This window comes from Leptolyngbya sp. FACHB-8 (assembly GCF_014695575.1).
Classification (GTDB): domain Bacteria; phylum Cyanobacteriota; class Cyanobacteriia; order Elainellales; family Elainellaceae; genus Vacuolonema.
Genome location: NZ_JACJOO010000079.1, coordinates 81,486 through 101,356, shown reverse-complemented (window position 1 = coordinate 101,356; position 19,871 = coordinate 81,486). Strand labels below are relative to the sequence as shown.

Here is a 19,871-nt window from a genome sequence, read left to right as displayed (position 1 = left end):
TGGCTCAAACGTGGGTGTTAAACGTTCAGCTTTTAGAATAGAAGCCTGAAAGCCAGTGATAACAGGGATGATAGAAAATATTAAGAAGCTCTCAAATGACCTTTAGAGGGCTGGACAATACTCTGAACAGTTTTTCTGAAACCCTTGATTTTGCGTGCGCTTAGCGCACGCAAAATCAAGGGTTTCAGAAAAACTGTCCGAACTAACGTAAGAGAGAGCATGATTGAGAATCGTTAATTTGAAATAACCTCAGTTCAACCGAAGTCCCCTTTTTGCGTGCACAACGCGAACGCAAAAAGGGGACTTTGGCTGATCCCGAATTCGGGTTGAAATAGAAGCAGATGCCGAAAGAGAATGAGGGCTTTGCATTTGTTCTTCTCGTTCCTGACACCCAGGGTGATGCGTATAGAATGGGCGGGTGGATTTATTGCTGAGGGCGATCGCCCCTTCATCTACCATGAAAGCAACCGTCATGACTGCCGCAGGTGATCCTTCTGTTCTGGTCTATCAGGAGTACCCTGAACCTGAGCTTCAGTCCAGTACTGATGTGCTCGTCAAGTTAAAGGCTGCTGGCATCAATCCCATTGATACAAAGTTGCGCCAGCGAGGTACCTTCTTTCCTGATCGAATGCCTGCTGTATTAGGGCTGGATGGGGCCGGAGTTGTGGAGGCCGTTGGGCCAGATGTCCGACAGTTTCACGTTGGTGATGAGGTGTACTTCTGCAATGGGGGCTTGGGCGCGCATCCCGGCACCTACGCTGAGTATGCCGTGGTAGATGAGGCATTTCTGGCCCCTAAGCCTGCTACTCTGAGTTTTGCGGAAGCCGCGGCGGTGCCTTTGGTGGCGATTACAGCCTGGGAAGCGTTGTTTGATCGAGGCCGTTTACAGTCTGGGCAAACGGTATTGGTACAGGCCGGAGCGGGTGGTGTGGGCCATGTGGCAATCCAACTGGCGAAGCAGCATGGGGCTCGGGTGTGCGCAACAGTGAGCAGCCTTGAAAAGGCAACGATGGCACACAACCTGGGAGCCGACCTGGTCATTCGCTACGCCGAGGTAGATCCTGTGCAGACGGTACTGGATTGGACGGAAGGCAAGGGGGTAGACTTGGCCCTTGATACAGTCGGGGGGACGGTACTCTCCCAGTGCTTTGCGGCTACTAAGATTTATGGTGACGTGGTGACAATTCTGGCTCCAGATGCGGAGACGACCTGGAAAGTGGCGCGCGATCGCAACCTCCGTTTCAGCTTTGAACTCATGCTGACACCTCTGTTGCAAGGTTTGAAGTCGGCTCAAGAAGCGCAAACCGAAATTCTGCGACAATGTGCTCGCCGCATTGATAGCGGTGATTTGAAAATTCACCTGGCTCAGACCTTTCCCTTAGAGCAGGCAGCAGAAGCCCATAAACTTTTAGAGCAGGGGGGATTTTTGGGCAAGTTGGCTTTGGTCATGGAATAGTATGGCGCGACGGCTGGTTCTTGTTTTCCTGTTGGTGTTGAGTTTGTTAGGGTTGCCAACTCCGGCGTGGGGGGCGATCGCCCAACCCGATCGTGTCCCCCTCACCCTGGAGGTGCTGCAGCAACGGTTGCGGAAACCACTCCAGGTGGAAGGGCAATCGGTGGTGGACTTACGTCGTACCGTCATTGATTTGCGGTCTGAGAATGGAGCGTTTCGGGATGACTTTTATCGGTTATTGCGCGATCGCCTCGCCCGTTCCCCAGATCCCCTCGGTATCGATCTCAGTTACTCGCTCATTCAAGGGGATTTTAGTATCAGCAAGTTGGGGCTTAAATCCTTATTGGGGGAGGATTTGTCGGCTACTTATACCGATGCTGAGCAGGCGCAGTTGAAGCGCGATCGCCGTCGAATTGCTCAACTCAGTCAGTTGTCGCGATCGCTCCTGACACAAACGCAGGCACCCCAACTTCAGATCACGGTGTTACGGGGGATTGTGCGTCTTACCCAGGCTCGCTTTGAGGGGGCTGCTAACTTTGCTAACACCTTTTTCTTACAGGGGTTAGAGGCGATCGGAGTCGATTTTGTGCAGGGGGTGGATTGGTCTGAAACCCGCTTTAGTCAACCGGCTGTTCTGTCAGGGGCATTGTTCCGCCAAACTGCCCGGTTTCGCAACGCTATTTTCTTTGAACGCACCAGCTTTAGTCAGGCCCGCTTTCAGGAGGACGTAACATTCCAGGGCAGCGAGTTTCAGGATACGACCAACTTCAATAAAGCGTTGTTTCAGCGCAATGTGAATCTGACCCGTATCCAGTGGGAGGGTAATGCAGATTTTGCTCAGACGACCTGGCAGGGCATGGCCGACTTCGATCGCAGCCAATTTAGCAAGGCACTCTTTTTGTCGGAGGCTAATTTTAATCAGCCTGTCAGTTTTCGCGAGGTGCAGTTTGGGCAACCCGTGAACTTGCGGGGGGCTGCGATATTAAGCCAGGCAGATTTTGGAGATGCCAGCTTTGCCCCAGGAGCTTATCTGAATGTAGCCGGAATGCAATTCAGCCCCGACACGGGAACCATTTTGGGTAATAGTGGCCAGATTGGAAACGTCATTTCAGTGCCAACGCTTTTGGGTAATGAGACGTTGCTGCGGAATTTAGTTCGCAACTTTCGTTCTTTAGAACAGATTCCGGATGCGAATCGAATTAGTTATTTATCCCAGAAGTTAAGGCTCCAGCAAATTCAGCGGGAGTTGTCGGGTGTCAATCTGAACACGGCATCTGAATCGGAATTGCAACGAGTGGGCTTTACCGCAGATCAGGCTACCCGGATTGTCGAATATCGCCTTCAGCAACGATTTCGCAGCACGACAGACGTGCTAAAGCTAGAGGGGTTTGACCTGGCAACCTATGTGAAGGTGCGCGATCGCATTGTTGCCACGGTTCACCGTGCAGGTCCTGCCTGGTTGGGCATGGCCTTTCGCTGGTTGTTGCTGAGTAGTGTGCTGCTGCTCACAGCCTTTGGAACGAACGGGCAACTGGTGTTTGGCGTGGGAGTGGTGGCGATCGCCTTCTACAGTCTGGTGTTCTGGTTGATTGATCGGTTTCGTCGCCTGCGCCCTAAAGCGATCGCGCCTACCTGGGAAGAGGCAGCCTGGATGTTGGGAAGTAGCGGCGTACTCACTCTGTTCGGCCTCTATGCCATTTTCCGCAATGCCGAGTATCCGTGGCTGACGCTGCTCTGTTTAGGTCTGTTTTCAGTGCCCGTCCCGGTGTTGTTAATAGCGCGGCTTTACCAGCAGGGCCGCTATCATGATCTACTCGACACCAGCTACTTTGTGGAGGATGCCAGTCTCCGCCAACTGCGTATTCTGATTAATCGCCTGCCAATTATTCCTCGCTACCCGATGTTTCGTGAACGCTTCGCTCCAATCCTGTGGGATCGTCGTTGGAATTGGCTCAACTATCTTGATCTCAGTTTGAATAATTTGCTCCGCTTTGGCTTCAATGATATTCGTCTGCGGGATGAGCATCTGCCGGGGATTATCACAACACTGATGTGGTACCAGTGGACATTAGGATTGCTCTATATTGCATTACTGTTGTGGACGCTTTCGCGTACCATTCCAGGCGTGAACTTGTTGATTTATTTTAAATAAGAACCCTGGTCGGTTGCTCAACTCAATTCAACATAAGACCTGAGCTGGACCGCCCGTATCACGGACGGTCTAGTCTCTCAGGCCACCTAGCGAGATTAGACTTCCTGCATAAATTGTTGCTCGGCAAAGCCGAGCAACAATTACGTCCTCAAAAACTGATTTATGCAGGACGCCTACTCAATTCTGCTTGGTGTGGTTGGTGTCAAAATGCCACATCTTATACTGATTGATCCCAAATTCCATCTGCAGCAAGAGCCGGGGATGGCGAGTTGGGGTTGTCCCTTTGTGGAAAGTGTAAGGATCGCCGGCAAACCCAAACCCGGCAGGACCACACACCGTTTCAACAGAGTCTGCACCGTAGGTTTCGATCAACGTTTCGTCGGGGATACTAGCGCACCGTTGACCCATGAACTGGTGATGCAACTTGCGATTTCGATGGGTGCCTCTGAGATAGACATGGGGGCCGCTCTCGGCATCCACATCCGTCAGGTAGAAGAAGAATTTGATGGTTTTGTAATCGTTAATGTCGCAGTGCAAAACTTGGGCTGCAGCTAGCTTTTCAGCTTCACTGGCGGGTGCTGGGAAACTCCAGGCGATCTCGCCTCGATGGTATTGGGGTTCTCGACCCAGGTAGGTAGATGCGATCGCCAACAACAAGGGGTCTGTCTTCAATGCCTGAAACGGCTGGAAGGCTTCATGGGCATCGAAGTAACTACCCAATAAAATGGGCCGTCCTAACTTCGCTTCTAGAGCAGAGCGTTCATGCAAGAGAAACTTTAAGTCAGGATTTCGGTTGGCGTAGCAGGGCGTTGTTTCTGCAAACTTCAAAAAGGCAGCAAGAGTTTTAGAGGAGAGTTGCAAACCCTGGTAGTAGCCATCCTGCTCCAAAATTTGGCTAACGCGGTCAAAGGAATTTTTGATGAAAAGGCAATCGGAGGGGAGCAGCGTAGAGGCCTGAGCATTACTCTCCGGAGTTGAGGTCGCCCACTCTCGGACTCGCTGAAATCGAGCTAGAGTCCTCATCCAGTAAAAACTTGGATCTTCAGTCAGGCAAACCTGGTTTTCTCGGACGGTGTTCACAACCTTAGTGGCAAGTTTTGCCACCTTCCCGATGTGGGATTCAGCCTGGTGCGTAATTACCATGATGAATTCAGCCAAGAGACGGATGCGTCTAAGCTATCCCTTACCCATTAGGTCGTCGATAGTCCAGTTCGCTGAGCCTGTGAAGTTCTGATGAATATAGAACGACTAAATCAGTTGATATAGATTCATGAGAGATTATTATCTCTGGCCTGTGGTTTATGCGTATTTTTGCGGCTGACATATCGGGAGATATACGCGAAAACTACTATCCCAATTTTCTGCAAAGCAATGTATCAGTAACATGCTCTGGCATAGTTTCATTTGAAGGCTGTGAATTGTTGGGTGTTGCGATCGCTCCTCATGCCCCGTTCTTATGCAGCCCTTTGCGCTTGACTCAACCTTGGTTTTAGAGCGGTGCAAGATACACACTTCTCCCAGGGTGAAACCGTGAAACGGTTTCACCCTGGGAGAAGTGAAAGAAATAGGTGTTTTTTAGGAGCGAGTGGAGGGCGATCGCCCTCCACTCGTTCCTATACAAAAGAGATTGTGAGTTCCTTGGGAGTAATACTAAATCTTTTTACCAGCCGCAGGTTCGCTGATGTTCTCAATATCTACCAGGTTCCACGTTAGCCCTTTGTTGCGATAAATACGTTTTTTCTGGTTTGGATAATCTCCGACATCGTGTTCCAGGCGTTGCCCTACAACAATGCATTTGAGGACAGTGTCACCGTTATTTCTGAGACAGTGAGCCTCTCCGCCAGCACGGTAGCCAATAAAATCTCCTGCTTTTACAGCGTATTTTTGATCGCCAATAGTGGCTTCTGCTTCACCTTCAAGAATATAAACACATTCATCTTCGTGATAATGCCGATGCAACTCTGTCGATTCGCAACCTGGCTGAACCTCAATGATATGAAAACCAATGCCCGTTAAGCCGGTCAAATCCCCCAATGACTTATTAAGCCGACGGGCATTTTCATTGAGAAAATGTGTTTTCTCAATCCCTGCGTAGTTCTCGATTTCCTCTTTTTTAAGAATGTACTTATCCATAAAAAACGATATCCTCGTCAGTAACTACCCATCTCACGGTTCAACCAATAATTCTCCATGGCTTGCTCAATCACGAGGTCATAGTCGTCACCAGATTCGAGCTTCCACCAAAGATACTCAACAATAGCGGATACTTGTTGAGCATCATAGCGGTCAAATTCTTCGCGGGCGCGTTCTCCCATCGTGCCACCGCCCCAGATCTTGGCAATCTTCTTTTTCTCCACCATCGGTGTCAAGCTCAAACACAAGCGAATTGATGGATCGGAGCACATCAATTGACCGCGAATATCAGCAATCATGTAAGCGGGAAGATAAAACCGAAGTGCATCATTAGAGAAGAAGGACAGAGCACTTCCCCAACCATCAGGAGCTTGGTCAAGAAATTTAGCATCCAGCTTCTGCCAATCGGTTTTTCCACAGAACTCGGTTACGAGAGCTGCGGGTTCATCGCCGTAGGTACTATGTGTAAGATTCTCATCGCCAGGATAGTTCACGTTGGCGAAAGCCTGTTTAATTTTGGTAATGAGCGCATCACACATGGTTAAAGACGGTGTTTCTCAACGAAGTGCCTAACGATAAGGGTGAGCTGTTGAGTTGAATGGCTTAGCCTGTTAATTCCGGTTGAATAACCCGATCATGATTATTCAACCGGATGGAGTGCTAGCCCTTGACACAGACAACTTGCTTTAAGGTTGCTACTACTTCAACCAGGTCAGACTGGTTCGTCATAACCTGATCGATAGGCTTATAGGCTGCAGGAATTTCATCCAGCACACCAGGGTCTTTACGGCACTCAACGCCCTGGGTTTGTTGAATCAGGTCATCCAGGGTAAAAGCATTCTTTGCCTTGTTGCGAGACATCAACCGCCCTGCACCGTGAGAGCAAGAACAGTAGCTCTCAGCCGACCCCTTACCCTTCACAATAAAGGACTTCGCTCCCATGGAACCAGGGATAATGCCATAGTCTTCCTGGCGGGCGCGCACAGCCCCCTTGCGGGTGACGTATACCTCCTCGCCGTAATGGATTTCCTGCTCGGCATAGTTGTGGTGGCAGTTTACCTGCAACTTAGATTGGGTAGGCTTGCCTCCAGCCAGGTGCTTCTCGATAATGCGGCGGAACCGCTCCATCATCACATCCCGGTTATAGCGGGCATAGTTCTGCGCCCACTGTAAGTCGCGCCAGTAGGCGGCGAACTCAGGAGTACCCTTCACAAAATGAGCCAGGTCTGGGTCGGGCAGCTTGGTGTCGGTCAACTTAGCCAGCTCCTTAGCCGTATTCATGTGCCGCTGGGCCAGCATGTTGCCGATGTTGCGGGAGCCAGAATGTAGCATCAGCCATACCTGCTCCTGGGCGTCCAGGCATACTTCAATGAAATGGTTGCCGCCCCCTAGAGAGCCCATTTGCCGGAGAGCCTTCGTTTCCAGGTGTTGCACCCCGGCGTGCAGATTTTTGAACTGGTTCCAACCCTGCCAGTTGTAAACCTGCTTGCTCACCTCCTTGTTTTCGTTGAAACCTGTGGGAATGGCTGCTTCAATATCCAGACGAATCTGCTTCAGCTTGCCGTCTAACTGGTTAGCGGTGAAAGGAGTTTGTACAGCGCACATGCCGCACCCGATGTCGACCCCAACGGCAGCGGGGATAATGGCATCTTTGGTGGCCACTACAGAACCCACCAGAGCACCCTTGCCTAGATGGACGTCGGGCATCAAGGCTACGTGCTTAAATACGAAGGGAAGAGAGGCCACATTCTTGGCCATTTTAGTCTCGTCAGGCCCGAGGTCGTGGTTAGCCCAGGAGAGTACGGGTGCCTGAGTCTTTAGCGGCAGCTTATCGTAGGGCATAAGACTTTTCCTTGAATTAGAAGAATGAATGGATAGAGGCTGGAGATCCCCCTCAACCTCCTAAAAGGACTGCGAGGGTAGAAAACCTGCTTTTGCCAAGGGTCAATTGGCTATAACTGGCCCTTCCTTTTGAGAAAGGGGAAGGGGGATTTCCGATGAGGGATTCAGCGATCGCCCCTCACTTTCACCCCCCACCCGCTTGAAGAAGGGAAGCCCATCAGGGGTTAACGATCGCGTGCCTTCAACTGGCTCCGCATATTTTTGTGAATTTGCTTCCAACGTTTCTTTTCCGCCAGTTGCGCCGACATATCCTGTTTGCGAGCCAAGTGTTGCAGCTCGCGTTGGAGCTTCTGGTAACTGGCGAAACGTTCTGGATCGAGAGTCCCCTCTGCGATCGCTGTTTCCACGGCACATCCCGGTTCTCCCTGATGGGTGCAGTCTCGAAAGCGACAATCTTCTGCCAACGCTTCGACATCTTCGAAGGTGTGGCTGAGGCTGTCCTCGCTGCCCCAGAGTTGCAGCTCGCGCATCCCCGGTGTGTCTAATAGAAGTGCACCCGAGGAGAGTTGGAAGAGCGATCGCCCTGTTGTCGTATGCCGTCCCCGGCTGTCGCCTGAACGTACGGCTTGGGTGGCCTGCATGGCTTCCCCTAACAACTGGTTTGTCAGGGTGGATTTTCCGACGCCCGACGAGCCTAACAGAGCAACGGTTTTTCCCGGTTGCAGGTAGGAATGGAGGGCATCCAATCCTTCATTCCATTGGGCGCTAATGGGGTGAATGGGCACCCCAGGGGCAACGGCTTCTGCTTCGGCAATGCAAGAGGAGAGGCGATCGCACTGATCCGCCTTATTCAGCACAATGACAGGATTGGCTCCACTTTCCCAGGCGAGGAGCAAGTAGCGCTCAATCCGTCGGGGATTGAAGTCGTGATCCAGACCCGAGACGAGGAAAACCGTGTCCACATTGGCCGCTACGACCTGTTCCTCAAGCCGGGAGCCTGCTGCCATCCGAGAAAAAGTGCTTTTCCGTGGCAGGACGTGATGAATCAGTGCTTCAGCCTCACCCTCGATCAGCACCCAATCCCCTACTGCAGGGAAATCCTGGGCATCAACGGTTTGATGCCGAAAGCGGCCCGAGATCTCAGCCATGAGGCTATGCTGTTCCCCCTGCACCTGATAAAGACCTCGATGGGCCTGCATCACACGGGCAGGTCGCCACCCCTCTGATTGAAAGGCAACGTAACGCTGGGAGAAAAACTCATCCCAACCTAAAGACTTTAGAGACATTGAAATGTATCCTCTGCGAATAAGTTAAGTCGGGGTTCGCAGAGGAAAGGAGCCGGATGACGGCAATCAGTTCCTCTGCAAACTCACAGATGTGAGCGGATTGAATTCGCAAGGTAGAACCGACTCAGCCATAGATCCTCCTTAATTTCAAGGCTTATACTACATTGATACTACACGTCCTCTGAGAGTGTCAACACCCGATCAGGTAATGTTATCTTGATCTGCTTCAAAGCTCTGTGATGAGGACGTTCGATCAAACGTCCTCATCACAGAGCTTTGAAGCAGAACCATCTGTTTAGCGAAATCCCATTTCTACGGGAAGTTGCTGCGTTTGCAGGCGTTTGAGTTCGGCCATCAGGTCATCCCCGCTCCGGCGGGCTTCCCATTTGCCACTCAACCTGGTTGTGATAAGCCAGGTGCCCTGTATCAGGTTCTCATCCTCAGAGACGGTGCCCCTATAAGCAATGGCGTAGGGCGAACTGGTGACATAGGTCTTCGTAAAAGAAACACTGCGCCCGATCGCCTCTCCATTCAGCATCGCTTCTCCCAAATAACTGTCATCCAGGATGCTACCGCTGAGCGTGTTTTGGGCCTGAACCAGCGTCATTTCAAAGCGTGTCGGTTCGCCATCCTGCCAGTAGGTTCCAAGCCAGCTTCCAGTGAGGTCTGCCATGACGTACCTGGGGAAAATGCTTTCAGTTTGCTATGCGTTGAGGTTGTTTGTTGGAAGGGGCACGTTGTACCCCTCCAACAGGTCAGGCCCAGAAACTTTCGCCGGTATAGGTGATGCCGGGGAAAAACCAGTCCTTCGGCTCAACGTAGCGGAAGCGTGTGTCAATGCCGTCTAGAGCCGCTCGAGCTTTGGAAGAGAGGGTGTGGGAGGCGATCGCAAAGTTTTCGGCAATCCGGCTTGGGTTGACAGATTTGGGAATCACACTGGTGCCTCGATCGATGGCCCAGGCAATGAGCAACTGGCCGGGTGTAATCCCCTCTTCAGCCGCGATGTCTTTCACGATAGGGTTGTCGAGCAGTGGGGGTTCGTCACTGGCCTTCATGCTAGCGGGGCGATCGGATGAACCCAGAGGCGAGTAGGCAGTGAGGTAGATACCCTTTTCCTGACAATAAGCCAGCAATTCATTTTGGGGATTGTAGGGGTGCAGTTCCACCTGGTTCACGGCTGGAGTATGGCCACTTTCGGAGATCAGTTGCTCCAACCGGCTGACGCCAAAGTTAGAAACGCCAACACTTTTCACAAGGCCCTGGTCCCGAAGCTTGACCATGGCTTCAAAGGTTTTTGCGACGGGCATTTCAGACAGCGGCCAAAAATCGTCGGGGCCTTGCGGCATTTTCTTCCCAGACCGAAAAGCTACAGGCCAATGCATCAGATACAGATCCAAATACTCTAATCCCAGCGCATTTAATGTTTCCCGGCAGCCGGCCTCCACAGACTCAGGTGCATGAAAACTATTCCATAGTTTCGAGGTCAGGAAGATGTCGCCCCGTTCTACCACTCCCTCCTGGATCGACTCTCGGATGCCGCGTCCGACCTCTTCCTCGTTCTGGTAAATCCAGGCTCCATCGATGTGGCGGTAGCCAACCCGGAGAGCTTCTTTGACCGCTCGATAGGCGTCTCCTTCCCGTGACTTCCAGGTGCCGAGGCCGAGTGCAGGCATCGTGTTCCCATCGTTAAGCGTCACTGTCTTCATAAATCTCCTTGAGGCAGCGTCGGGACAAATATCCTGGCGAAAGTATCTCATCAATGTATCGAAAGGGTTGGTGTCCTGTTTTCTGCAATTAGAGGGGGATTTTGCTTTGCAGGACACCCTAATGTTATTGCTATCGCTCGGTTAGCTGGAACACTAGAGGCTATTGAAGGTATTGCCAATAGCCTCTAATGTTCTAGCTAACCCGACAAAGGCTATTAGATGTGATTGAGTGCGCACATCTTCAGGTGGCATCCAGGATCAGCTGTTGTTCGGCCTGGGCGATCGCCCGTCCCACCCACTCCACAGCATCCGGCGATACTGACAGCCCTGTAATGCCCCACTGCACCAGTTCTGGAATGATTTCAGGGTAGTGGGCAGGAGCTTCGCCGCAGACCATGCAGGGAATCCCTAGGGATTTTGCCGTATCCACAAGATAATGCATCGCTCGCATGACTGAGGGATGGGCAGCGGTATAGGTGTCGGCTAGATCGGCCTGGTCGCGATCGATCGCCAGCAAAAGTTGAGTCAGATCGTTAGTTCCAATAGAGATGCCCTGAACTCCGGCCCGTACGAATTCTGGTAGTTGGAACAGGACCGCTGGCACCTCTGCCATGATCCAGACCTGAAAGGCTGGATTATGACAGAGGCGTGTCTCCTTGATCCAGGTGAAGCAGGTACGGAACTCCTCTACCGTACGGACGAAGGGCAGTAGCAATCGCACATTGGTGTAGCCCTCCTGTTGGAGCTGTTGAAGTGCGCGTAACTCGGCCTGAAAGAGGGTCGGGTTTTGCAAATAACCCAGGGGACCATGCCATCCCAGGAGAGAGTTTTGTTGGGAGGATGGCGGGTGCACGGAAGGATACTCGTGCGATCGCAAATCGGCTGAACGGTAAAACACTGGCCGCAGGGCGAAGGCTTCCAGAAAGGGGCGAATTTCCTGCGCGAGCCGTTCTACGAATGCGTCTGGATTGGCCAGGGCTTGTTCCAGGGTTTGGCCCTCCAGCAAGCGCATCATCAAATGTTCAGAGCGCAGCAGTCCCAGTCCATCCAGGGGAAGTTGAGCGATCGCCGCTAGCCGCTCTGACTGACTCAGGCTCACCATGAGTTGAGTGGTGGTCGACTGAGATTTGACAGGCCCTGAAGGTAACGACGTTGAGAGGAACTGAGAAGCAGTCGCCGCGAGCCGTGCAATAGTGCCGCGATCGCCGTCCAGGAGCACCATGTCTCCTGATCTCAGATCTTCCATGATCCCCACAGCCCCGACCACAGCCGGAATTCCTAATTCTCGGGCCAGAATGGCCCCATGGCTCGTGACACCGCCCTGTTCGGTAATCAGACCAGCAGCCCGTTGCAGGGCGGGTAACCACTCGGGATTAATAGCACGTACTACCAGAATATGATCACGCATCATGTCGGGCTGTGGAGGCAACCCCTGCATCACCAGCACAGGCTTGAGAACTCGCCCGGTTGCTGCTCCGACTCCAACCCAGTGCTGTAGGGTTTGCTTGCGCAGCGCAATGAGCACCGATTCTTCGAGTGGGGTAGGTTCTTCTTGAGAAACCAGGGTTCTACCCTGGCGCAGGTTGACCTGGGTTAGCCAGAAACCTGGAGTTCCCTGGGGTGAAGTGCTATGGCACCATTCCATATCCAGGGCGTAACCCAGGGTCTGCTTGGCGCGAAACCCTAACTCCTGAAGCTGCCGAAGCTGATCCGTGTTAAGGGTCGGCTGTACCGAGGGGGAAGGCATCAGCTCTAACTTCAGCGGAGATGGCTCTATGCCCGAGCTTCCTACGGGGTGCAAGTAGTAGGCATAGGTTTTGGGGCGGATCTCGACCGTTGTTTTCATCTCAGACTGTAAATCCAGAGTGTATTGATCTGGAAGCACATCCCCCCTGACTAACCCGTGGCCCAATCCCTGGACTGACTGAATTTGAACAGTCGTTTCATCAACATGCATTTCCCCGGCTATATCCGCTGACCACAGAGGTTGAATCAGGACGCCCAGATGCAGATGCTGCAGAGGAATGCGCGATCGCGCCCAATAAAATAAGCTGCGGGCGTGGAACAGCTCAGCCCACACGGCCTGCAAGGCACGAGCGAGTTCGGCCTCTGTAACCCAGCAGGCCTGACTTGCCAATAGCCCCCGTACCCGCTGGCTCAGACCTGGGTCACCGCGCAAATTAAGGGCAAGGGAAGGGCGCACGATAAGGGCCGAGGCTCCCCACGGTTGCACAGCGGCCAGGAGTTGAGCTGTCCAGTCTGACGATAGGGTGGTTGACTGGATGGCATGGCGCATGCGGCGGGCGATCGCCTGCAACTGGTAGGGGTTGTCTACATTCAGGTGCAGTGACGAGTTGGGGAGGTCAGACAACATCGGCTCCACCGAGTTAAACGTTTCCAGGAAACGTCGCATGACGGGAGTCGTAACCACAAGCCCAGGAATGACAGGATAGCCCTGCTGTAACAACACGCTGAGGTGATAGGCCTTATCTCCCACCAACAAGCGTTCCGATGGCTGCACCTGATCAAGCCAGCGAAATGACTTTGAAATTTCGACTGACATCTCCATCCTGGAACCCTGGTGCGAGCGGATCAACGAATAGTAGGGGCTATGGGTATTTCAGACTGGTTTTATGAAAAGCGATCGCAAAAACATGAAATGAATAAACTGCAACTCTTGGGATAACTATCTTATCCGTCTAAACAGATCAGGACGGCCATGCCACAATTTAATCCAAAATCCTCAGCATCCTTAAAACAGCCCTGGGATAAGCATACCGGAGCCGTAAAGCCCCGCCTATAGTAGGTACCTTTCATTTTTATTGAGAGGTGGCACAAGAGCTGTTCCTCAATAAAAATAGTTGGGTCTTGTTTTGAATAGGTGCAGGATAGATGGGCACGTCGCGCTACCTCGAGCGGGTAGCCTAACTTACAGCATTTCTTATTTATTTAACCTCAGTTCGGGATAAGCTGAAGTGCTCATTTTGGCGTGCGCAAAGCGCACGCCAAAATGAGCGTTTTCGAGTGCCGCGTGTTGCGCGGCACTCGAAAACGCCCTTAACCCGAACTCAGGTTACAGCACTTTTCAAGCCTATGAGGTACAAGTTATTTTTGTGAGAGCCTCGCTCCGCGAGGCTCTCACAAAAATAGCTGCATTTTATTCAAGCGCAAAGCGCTGTATTTAGGTAAGACATAGAGAAGGGGTGTGTGGGACAAACCGATTCCCTTCCTGCGTCTTACCCAGTAAGCAAGGGTATGGGCGAAGCCTGGTGCTCCTGCTTCTAAAGCAATTTTGTGTATCTAGAAGCGGTGTCCCCAATCAAGATAAAATCAATAGTCCATTCTCTTCAAGCCGGAGTGGAGCGCTGATAGTCCATCGGCTTAAATTTTTCCCCTTGCTATGCCATGAAACATACCATCTCAGTCCTTGTGGAAGATGAAGCCGGAGTGTTAACGCGCATTGCCGGTCTGTTTGCTCGTCGAGGTTTCAATATCGAAAGCCTGGCTGTTGGCCCTGCGGAACAGTCTGGGGTTGCCCGCATCACGATGGTCGTTCCTGGGGACGACGCCATCATTGAGCAATTAACGAAGCAACTCTACAAATTGATCAATGTTCTCAAGGTACAAGACATTACCGAAGTACCCTGTGTTGAGCGGGAACTGATGCTGCTGAAGGTCAATGCCACCAGCTCTACCCGCTCTGAGATCATTGAGCTGTCCCAAATTTTCCGGGCTCGCGTGGTGGATGTGGGAGATGATTCTCTCACCCTGGAGGTTGTGGGTGATCCAGGGAAGATGGTGGCGATCGTTCAACAGCTTGGCCGCTTTGGCATCCGTGAAATTGCCCGCACCGGTAAAATTGCCCTGGTGCGTGAGTCGGGTGTCAATACCGAATACTTAAAATCGTTGGAAGCAAAGGTCTAATTACTCGGTATACTCCTTCATGAAAAGCGTGCGGCACTTTGTGCCGCACGCTTTTCATGAGGAACGAGATGACTTACAGCCCATTTCTTAACAGGCTATTGGCAATTTGGTGATAGGTACTTTTGGATGAGTGAGATAGGTTTAAGCACTCTGCCAACAATTTTGTCCCACCATAATATTGGCGTAGTAAGTTCTTCTCATCGTCCGAAAAATTCCAATCACATTTCACCTGAAAGTGTTGGCTTAAAAACTGACGCACGCGATCTTTCCACATCGCATGACGAGCATGCCACCATTCGGTTTGGTTGGGGTAGTTGCTCAGTTGCTGCTCTACTTGAAAAGACCAGGCTTCTACAGAGGCTTTCAGCTTCAAACTCTCCACAGAATTGACGAGACGAGGAATCTTTTTGATTGCAGTGAAGAAGAGTGTAGGATCTGTTGCTTTGGCATGGAAGATTCTAAATAGCAGGCTATGCATGTCAAGCAGTTGATTAGAAATCATGCTCGGAGCTGAATAATAGTCCGGGAATTCTAATTCCTTACGTCGGTTTAAGCTTGTAAATCCTGAAATCCGTCCTACATCTTCAATACAAAAAACAAAATATATTGCTCTGAGTAACGTGTTTTTATAGGGTTGGCTTGAGGTAAATTCTTCGGATGTCTGGCCAACAAACTGATTTAGCCAATCCACAAATTCCTGAAGCTTTCCATAGGGTTTCAGTAAATTATCTAATTCGTATTTCATGTTCATTAAAAAATCATCGACTCTATCCCCATGCAACAATTCAGAAATAATTTCAATCACGAATCTCCATCGATCATCCAAAATATAGGGATAAACAGTGGCTTGTTCCTGTTTTGAAACGAGATAAACCGCTGTTAGGTATTCCTGAAAAGTAAGGTGGGAAAACGAAAAGTAGTTGGCAGCACGGCGGACAACCAGGCCGTGTTGAAACTCAATGGCTTCCAGGATATCCGTTGGATCTAGTGACAACGTATCCATGCTAAGAACATCCTGGAAAAAGTTTTCCACAGTATGTTCAAGTTCGTTGCGGTAAAACAATGTTTTACCCTGCTTAAAAAAGTTTGTTGCAATAACGCTCAGCAGTGCTTTTTTCGCTTTTGTAGGAAGCTGGCTGTAAGGATTGGGAGCATCCGATTGGCGAAACCTCGCTTCATTCCATTCCTCAAACAGAATATCGAAACCTTTTCGATACAGTGTGATCCGGTTCATGGGAAATTCTCCCTCCCGGTTAAACACATTGCAAAGCATGGGTAACAGCAACGGTGTCTTGGCTAGTTCAGAAATCGCGCGGTGGCGTTTGAGCCGTTCCATAAAGCGATCGCTCTGGTCATAGCTTGCAATCAATTCAAACCACCGTTTGGCAAAAGCTTTAATCTGAGGTTGTCGAAACTCTGCAATTTCTAATGTTTCAAAGCCAATCAAATTGTGAATGCGTAAGGGTGGGCGGCAACTGATGATGAAATGGCAATGGCGAAACTGAGAAATGAGTTCCCGGAGTTGAGCCTGGATGGTGCGACGGGTATTCTCGGGTAGTTCATCAAAGCCGTCGAACAAAATAAGTAGCCTCCCCTCCGCTAGCAAACGCTCGGTTCGGGTTTCTGCTTGCTCAATCTGAGCTATCGCAAAGTATTTGATAATATGCGCTTTCAGATTGACCTTATAGTCCTCCTCTAAGAACTCACCAAAGGGGATGAAGATGGGAACTAATTCTGGAAATAAATTGCCATTAATACATTGCAGGGCAACCCAATGCAGATAGGTAGTTTTGCCAGAGCCGGGTTTGCCATACACCAGCATGCGATTAAACGTTTGAACGGCCGCTCGCCCAGAAATGGGTTGCACCGAAGTTTGGTAACTGATGCGGCCAAAGGTGTCGGGGTCCTCGTCAAAGGCGATCGCATGCTCATCCAGAATATGCTCATCCACCGCGTGGGGGCTTGGTGTCAGATTAATGTCGATAAACATATCTGCCATCGGCCGGCCCGGATTGTAACCCCACAATGGCACCGTCCCACAGTCGTGCTGAATCTTCTCGCAGATTTTCTCTCGCACTTGCTGCACCAGGCCATCGGTGATTTCTAGGCCGGACGGGTTATGAAAACCGCTTGAAGAGAGCGCTTCTTCGCCTACATCATGCCAAGTCAAACCTAAAGCGATACAGATTTTGTCAAAGGTATCGAGGTTTTGAATGTCTTGCTTAAAAAAACGGTAAACGGAAGTTCTATCAACTTGTGCTTCTTTCGCTAGTTCTACTTGGCTAATGAATATCTTTCGGTAGGCTTCTTGAGCCCGCTGTAGCCCAGAAGCTGATAAACGCAAACGCATAGGCGTTAGTCAAGATGCACGCTGTAGCCCTTAGTTTACTGAATTTCACCCTCTAAAAAATTGCAGGTAATAAAACTCAGCTATGCTGCTAAATCTATCGCCCTATACTCGTTCATTTAGTACGAGAGGGATCGGATGTGAAACACCCAATCCCTCTCGTACTAAACCAGCCCCAAATAAGGCAGACCTTGTTAAGAAGTGTGTCAATTTTTGTTGCAGCAACACCTGCAACATACTCCGTCCACAGTGGCTTTGTAGAACGGATATATCAAGCGAATTCCACTCCCGTCCTCTTACTGCTGAGATCGGGGTGCTCACCCGTAACACCTGCCCCTCACAAGGCGATCGCTCGGTTAAATGCTCGTGAGTTATTCCGGGCGCTTTCGTTAAACACCTTTGAGGTTGCCTGCCCTGAATTCATTCAACCCTATCAGGAGCCTTTTCCATGACCTTTAGCGTTCAAACCCCCCCAGAAGGCCAACATCACCCCCACCTCGCTTGCCCAAAGTGCAGCATTAACTCCGTTGTACAACATGGCGGCACGTATGTGTGCCTGAACTGTGGTTTCCGGCGCAATGTTTTTGAATCTTCAAAACCTCGTAGATCTGATGAGTCTGCTGGTGCAACAACAGTTCTGATTATTGTGGCGACCCTGATCGTTTTGTGGGTGACGGTTCCCTCTTCGCCATCACCTAACGGAACATCAACGTTGAATACGCCCACACTGAACGAGGCACGGTAATACTACGAGAAAGGGTTGAGACGTGCTGGAACGGTTAGCTTGCTTGGGTTATGTCTACAAGCTAGCACCTTTCCTCAACTCTGGATATCGTTGGTTCTCGCGCTGTAATTGGGATGAGCAACATCATCCATAGCAACCCGTAGTTCTTTCAAAAATGTGGCATTGGAGCGATCGCCGCTACTCCGACGAATTGCCCCCCGTTCCAATGCCTTTTCCTGGCCCTGTGGTGTAACCGTAACACGCCTCTTTTGAGGAGATTCAGGTGCAATTCCTGACTGTGCTTTTAGGGAGGGGAAGAGTTTACCTCTTTCACGATCGCGCCTGGGACCTGCGACCCTCCCTTTTCTAATCCAGATAGGACTTACAGCGCTTTGCGCTTGAATCAGCCACGGTTGTTTTTGTGGGAGCCACGCGGAGCGTGGCTCCCACAAAAACAACCAGGTTTGAAGCGCTTGAAAAGCGCCGTATGCGAGGCCCCCATCTGTAAGGCATTCTTGCTGTGTGTGGCGTACCTCGCACATCATGCACAACAGGAATGCGTAAGCCCTACGAGATTGACTGCTTTTCCGGAGGCCTGGTTCTCGGAAAAGCAGTGTTTAAGCAAGGGGTGGCAGTTCTCCCAAAATGTTAAAACGAATGTGATTGATTGACAGATCTCCAATGGAAACTTCCAGGGAATCATCGGGCGTGGAAAGGGCCTCAAAGCTAATGCCCTTTGCCATCTCAGCATGCCACCATGGTAGGCCCATGAAGAAGCGCGTAGGATACGGGCCCCCCTCAACGACATCATCCACATTCGATTCCATGGGCAACCAACCAACACCGGGAATGTAAAACTCAATCCAAACGTGGTTGTAGTCGGGTTCGAGGGGTGTGTGATGGCGATCGCCAAACGGAGGGCACTTATACCGCCCCACCGTCCGACAGGCAATTCCATTCAGGCGCGCCAGCGCCAGCAAGACGCCCACATACTCACCACAGGAGCCAATTCCCCGTTGCCACACTACATCCGGCGACGCAATGTGAACGGTCAGACCGTAGGACAGGCGATCGTAAACGGTATTACGAATCTTCAGCATCTTACGAAGAATATTCGTCTCCGTTCCAATCGCTTCCCGCGCGGCCTGCTGAATCAACGGGTTATCCATAGACAGCTCATCATCATCCACCAGATAACGGCCCTGAAATTCCAGCGGCAAGGCTGGTACGTCATACACGTCGTCGAAGGTGTACTGGTATTTGATACCCCGCACTTCCAGTAACGCCTTCCATCCAAATAGATAGCGATCGCCGGTCTTCAAGGTCTCAAATGAGAACACCGCAACCCGCTGTCCTTCGTGAATTTCTTCAGTAAAGGGCAAACCAATCGGTTCTACCGATCGTACTTTCTGCCGATCTGTTTCTGCGGGTAGCGCAATCCGCCATTCCAGCCCTCGAATATCGACTTCTTCCAATGGCGCAATCTCTTCCACATAGGTCATTTCGATGAGAAACCCATTGGAGAGAGTGCAGCGCTTCTCGGCGTCGTAGTGATAGTGCAGTGGATGAATAAAGGTGCGATCGCGCACCGATAACTCATAGGGATAATCCGGATTGTTGGGGTTATCCCGCACATACGGTTCTTCGCTGGAGTAGGAAACGTAGAGAACGTTGCCTTCTGGGTGAAAGGCCAGCCCGGTCGGCTCGACAAATGGCGTAAGGATGCTGAACTGCACTTCCCCAGTGGCACGATCCATGCAATACACACTTTGCTCTGTGCGATCGCATACCCACAATTCTTCCCCTCGGATGGTTAACCGCTCCTCACCCACACCGGGTGCCGGGAAACGAGTAATTTCCTCCCCGGAACGCGCGTCAAAAATCAAGATGTAACCGCACTTCTGGCAGCTGACATAGATGGTTGATTGCCATACGGCTATTCCATCTGCCGGGTAAGGCAGTGAAGCAAATTCTTCTGGCTCTAAGGTACTGAGTGCGCAGCGGTAAATGACATTGTCCTGAGTGAACCAGAGGGTATCGTCAGAAACTGCCAGGCTCGCTACGTCGAGGAAGCGATCGCCGTGGTGCGAATTCAGAATAGTGACCTGATCTGTCTTTGGATTGATCTTTAGTAAATAGCCCTGAACCGGGTCTACGGCCAACAGATCCCCTGCCAAAATGCACAACCCATACAGGGCGCGCGCTCCGATGGGGCGAACGAAGCGGTGATAGGGGTCAAAGGCCGATACCACAGACGCCGGGGTAGGTGAGTGAGGAGTAGGGGCGGATTCCAACAGCATAGGG

General features: G+C 51.2%; 15 protein-coding genes. 4 read left to right on the top strand and 11 right to left on the bottom strand.

Translation table 11 applies throughout. From position 1 onward, the window contains the following. Positions 1–457 precede the first annotated feature (457 nt). Both H6F91_RS22705 and H6F91_RS22700 read left to right on the top strand, forming a co-directional pair. On the top strand, positions 458–1,456 hold the full coding sequence (locus H6F91_RS22705) for a zinc-dependent alcohol dehydrogenase family protein (RefSeq protein WP_190771375.1): 999 nt from the start codon (positions 458–460) through the stop codon (positions 1,454–1,456). Between the two features lies 1 nt (position 1,457). Then, positions 1,458–3,605 carry a pentapeptide repeat-containing protein gene (locus tag H6F91_RS22700; RefSeq protein ID WP_190771373.1) on the top strand — a complete coding sequence of 716 codons (2,148 nt, stop codon included), beginning with the start codon at positions 1,458–1,460 and terminating at the stop codon, positions 3,603–3,605. A 177-nt stretch (positions 3,606–3,782) separates the two neighbouring features. Here the strand turns inward: H6F91_RS22700 and H6F91_RS22695 are convergent, their stop codons facing one another. From H6F91_RS22695 to H6F91_RS22660, 8 genes are all read right to left on the bottom strand, one after another. Beyond that, positions 3,783–4,748, bottom strand: a complete 966-nt coding sequence (locus tag H6F91_RS22695) for a hypothetical protein (protein WP_190771372.1) — start codon at positions 4,746–4,748, stop codon at positions 3,783–3,785. A 507-nt stretch (positions 4,749–5,255) separates the two neighbouring features. Next, a complete protein-coding gene (locus H6F91_RS22690; RefSeq protein WP_190771371.1) occupies positions 5,256–5,738 on the bottom strand; it encodes a cupin domain-containing protein in 483 nt (160 codons plus the stop codon). A 17-nt stretch (positions 5,739–5,755) separates the two neighbouring features. Beyond that, positions 5,756–6,277 (bottom strand): DUF6714 family protein, encoded by a 522-nt coding sequence (locus H6F91_RS22685; protein WP_190771370.1) that lies wholly within the window; start codon positions 6,275–6,277, stop codon positions 5,756–5,758. 121 nt (positions 6,278–6,398) lie between these two features. Beyond that, positions 6,399–7,580 (bottom strand): RtcB family protein, encoded by a 1,182-nt coding sequence (locus tag H6F91_RS22680; protein WP_190771369.1) that lies wholly within the window; start codon positions 7,578–7,580, stop codon positions 6,399–6,401. A 224-nt stretch (positions 7,581–7,804) separates the two neighbouring features. Beyond that, positions 7,805–8,866, bottom strand: coding sequence for a ribosome small subunit-dependent GTPase A (gene rsgA, locus H6F91_RS22675; protein WP_190771368.1), 1,062 nt, complete (start codon positions 8,864–8,866; stop codon positions 7,805–7,807). Positions 8,867–9,161: 295 nt separating this feature from the next. Further along, on the bottom strand, positions 9,162–9,539 hold the full coding sequence (locus tag H6F91_RS22670; RefSeq protein WP_190771367.1) for a hypothetical protein: 378 nt from the start codon (positions 9,537–9,539) through the stop codon (positions 9,162–9,164). 82 nt (positions 9,540–9,621) lie between these two features. Further along, positions 9,622–10,572, bottom strand: coding sequence for an aldo/keto reductase (locus tag H6F91_RS22665; RefSeq protein ID WP_242035929.1), 951 nt, complete (start codon positions 10,570–10,572; stop codon positions 9,622–9,624). A gap of 241 nt (positions 10,573–10,813) precedes the next feature. Continuing rightward, a complete protein-coding gene (locus H6F91_RS22660; protein WP_190771366.1) occupies positions 10,814–13,135 on the bottom strand; it encodes a putative PEP-binding protein in 2,322 nt (773 codons plus the stop codon). A gap of 842 nt (positions 13,136–13,977) precedes the next feature. Here H6F91_RS22660 and ilvN point away from each other — a divergent pair. Then, entirely contained in the window at positions 13,978–14,496 is a 519-nt protein-coding gene (ilvN, locus tag H6F91_RS22655; RefSeq protein ID WP_190771365.1) for an acetolactate synthase small subunit, read from the top strand. Between the two features lie 73 nt (positions 14,497–14,569). On the opposite strand, the gene H6F91_RS22650 is transcribed toward ilvN, so the two are convergent. Then, positions 14,570–16,846 (bottom strand): NACHT domain-containing protein, encoded by a 2,277-nt coding sequence (locus tag H6F91_RS22650; RefSeq protein ID WP_190771364.1) that lies wholly within the window; start codon positions 16,844–16,846, stop codon positions 14,570–14,572. A gap of 200 nt (positions 16,847–17,046) precedes the next feature. Here H6F91_RS22650 and H6F91_RS22645 point away from each other — a divergent pair, with 200 nt between their 5' ends. Further along, positions 17,047–17,295: a hypothetical protein gene (locus H6F91_RS22645; protein ID WP_190789502.1), complete on the top strand. Its 249-nt coding sequence runs from the start codon at positions 17,047–17,049 to the stop codon at positions 17,293–17,295. Positions 17,296–17,662: 367 nt separating this feature from the next. On the opposite strand, the gene H6F91_RS28370 is transcribed toward H6F91_RS22645, so the two are convergent. Both H6F91_RS28370 and H6F91_RS22635 read right to left on the bottom strand, forming a co-directional pair. After that, positions 17,663–17,794, bottom strand: coding sequence for a hypothetical protein (locus H6F91_RS28370; protein WP_277874448.1), 132 nt, complete (start codon positions 17,792–17,794; stop codon positions 17,663–17,665). A gap of 390 nt (positions 17,795–18,184) precedes the next feature. Then, on the bottom strand, positions 18,185–19,867 hold the full coding sequence (locus tag H6F91_RS22635) for a transglutaminase domain-containing protein (protein ID WP_190771362.1): 1,683 nt from the start codon (positions 19,865–19,867) through the stop codon (positions 18,185–18,187). Between the last annotated feature and the right edge of the window lie 4 nt (positions 19,868–19,871).

What these genes read in the sequence shown, in the direction of transcription:
- ilvN (WP_190771365.1), top strand. Translation starts at nt 13,978, where the DNA reads ATGAAACATACCATCTCAGTCCTTGTGGAAGATGAAGCCGGAGTGTTA.
- H6F91_RS22685 (WP_190771370.1), bottom strand. Translation starts at nt 6,277, where the DNA reads ATGTGTGATGCGCTCATTACCAAAATTAAACAGGCTTTCGCCAACGTG.
- H6F91_RS22635 (WP_190771362.1), bottom strand. Translation starts at nt 19,867, where the DNA reads ATGCTGTTGGAATCCGCCCCTACTCCTCACTCACCTACCCCGGCGTCT.
- H6F91_RS22690 (WP_190771371.1), bottom strand. Translation starts at nt 5,738, where the DNA reads ATGGATAAGTACATTCTTAAAAAAGAGGAAATCGAGAACTACGCAGGG.
- H6F91_RS22650 (WP_190771364.1), bottom strand. Translation starts at nt 16,846, where the DNA reads ATGCGTTTGCGTTTATCAGCTTCTGGGCTACAGCGGGCTCAAGAAGCC.
- H6F91_RS22700 (WP_190771373.1), top strand. Translation starts at nt 1,458, where the DNA reads ATGGCGCGACGGCTGGTTCTTGTTTTCCTGTTGGTGTTGAGTTTGTTA.
- H6F91_RS22695 (WP_190771372.1), bottom strand. Translation starts at nt 4,748, where the DNA reads ATGGTAATTACGCACCAGGCTGAATCCCACATCGGGAAGGTGGCAAAA.
- H6F91_RS22660 (WP_190771366.1), bottom strand. Translation starts at nt 13,135, where the DNA reads ATGTCAGTCGAAATTTCAAAGTCATTTCGCTGGCTTGATCAGGTGCAG.
- H6F91_RS22680 (WP_190771369.1), bottom strand. Translation starts at nt 7,580, where the DNA reads ATGCCCTACGATAAGCTGCCGCTAAAGACTCAGGCACCCGTACTCTCC.
- H6F91_RS22705 (WP_190771375.1), top strand. Translation starts at nt 458, where the DNA reads ATGAAAGCAACCGTCATGACTGCCGCAGGTGATCCTTCTGTTCTGGTC.
- H6F91_RS22665 (WP_242035929.1), bottom strand. Translation starts at nt 10,572, where the DNA reads ATGAAGACAGTGACGCTTAACGATGGGAACACGATGCCTGCACTCGGC.
- rsgA (WP_190771368.1), bottom strand. Translation starts at nt 8,866, where the DNA reads ATGTCTCTAAAGTCTTTAGGTTGGGATGAGTTTTTCTCCCAGCGTTAC.
- H6F91_RS22670 (WP_190771367.1), bottom strand. Translation starts at nt 9,539, where the DNA reads ATGGCAGACCTCACTGGAAGCTGGCTTGGAACCTACTGGCAGGATGGC.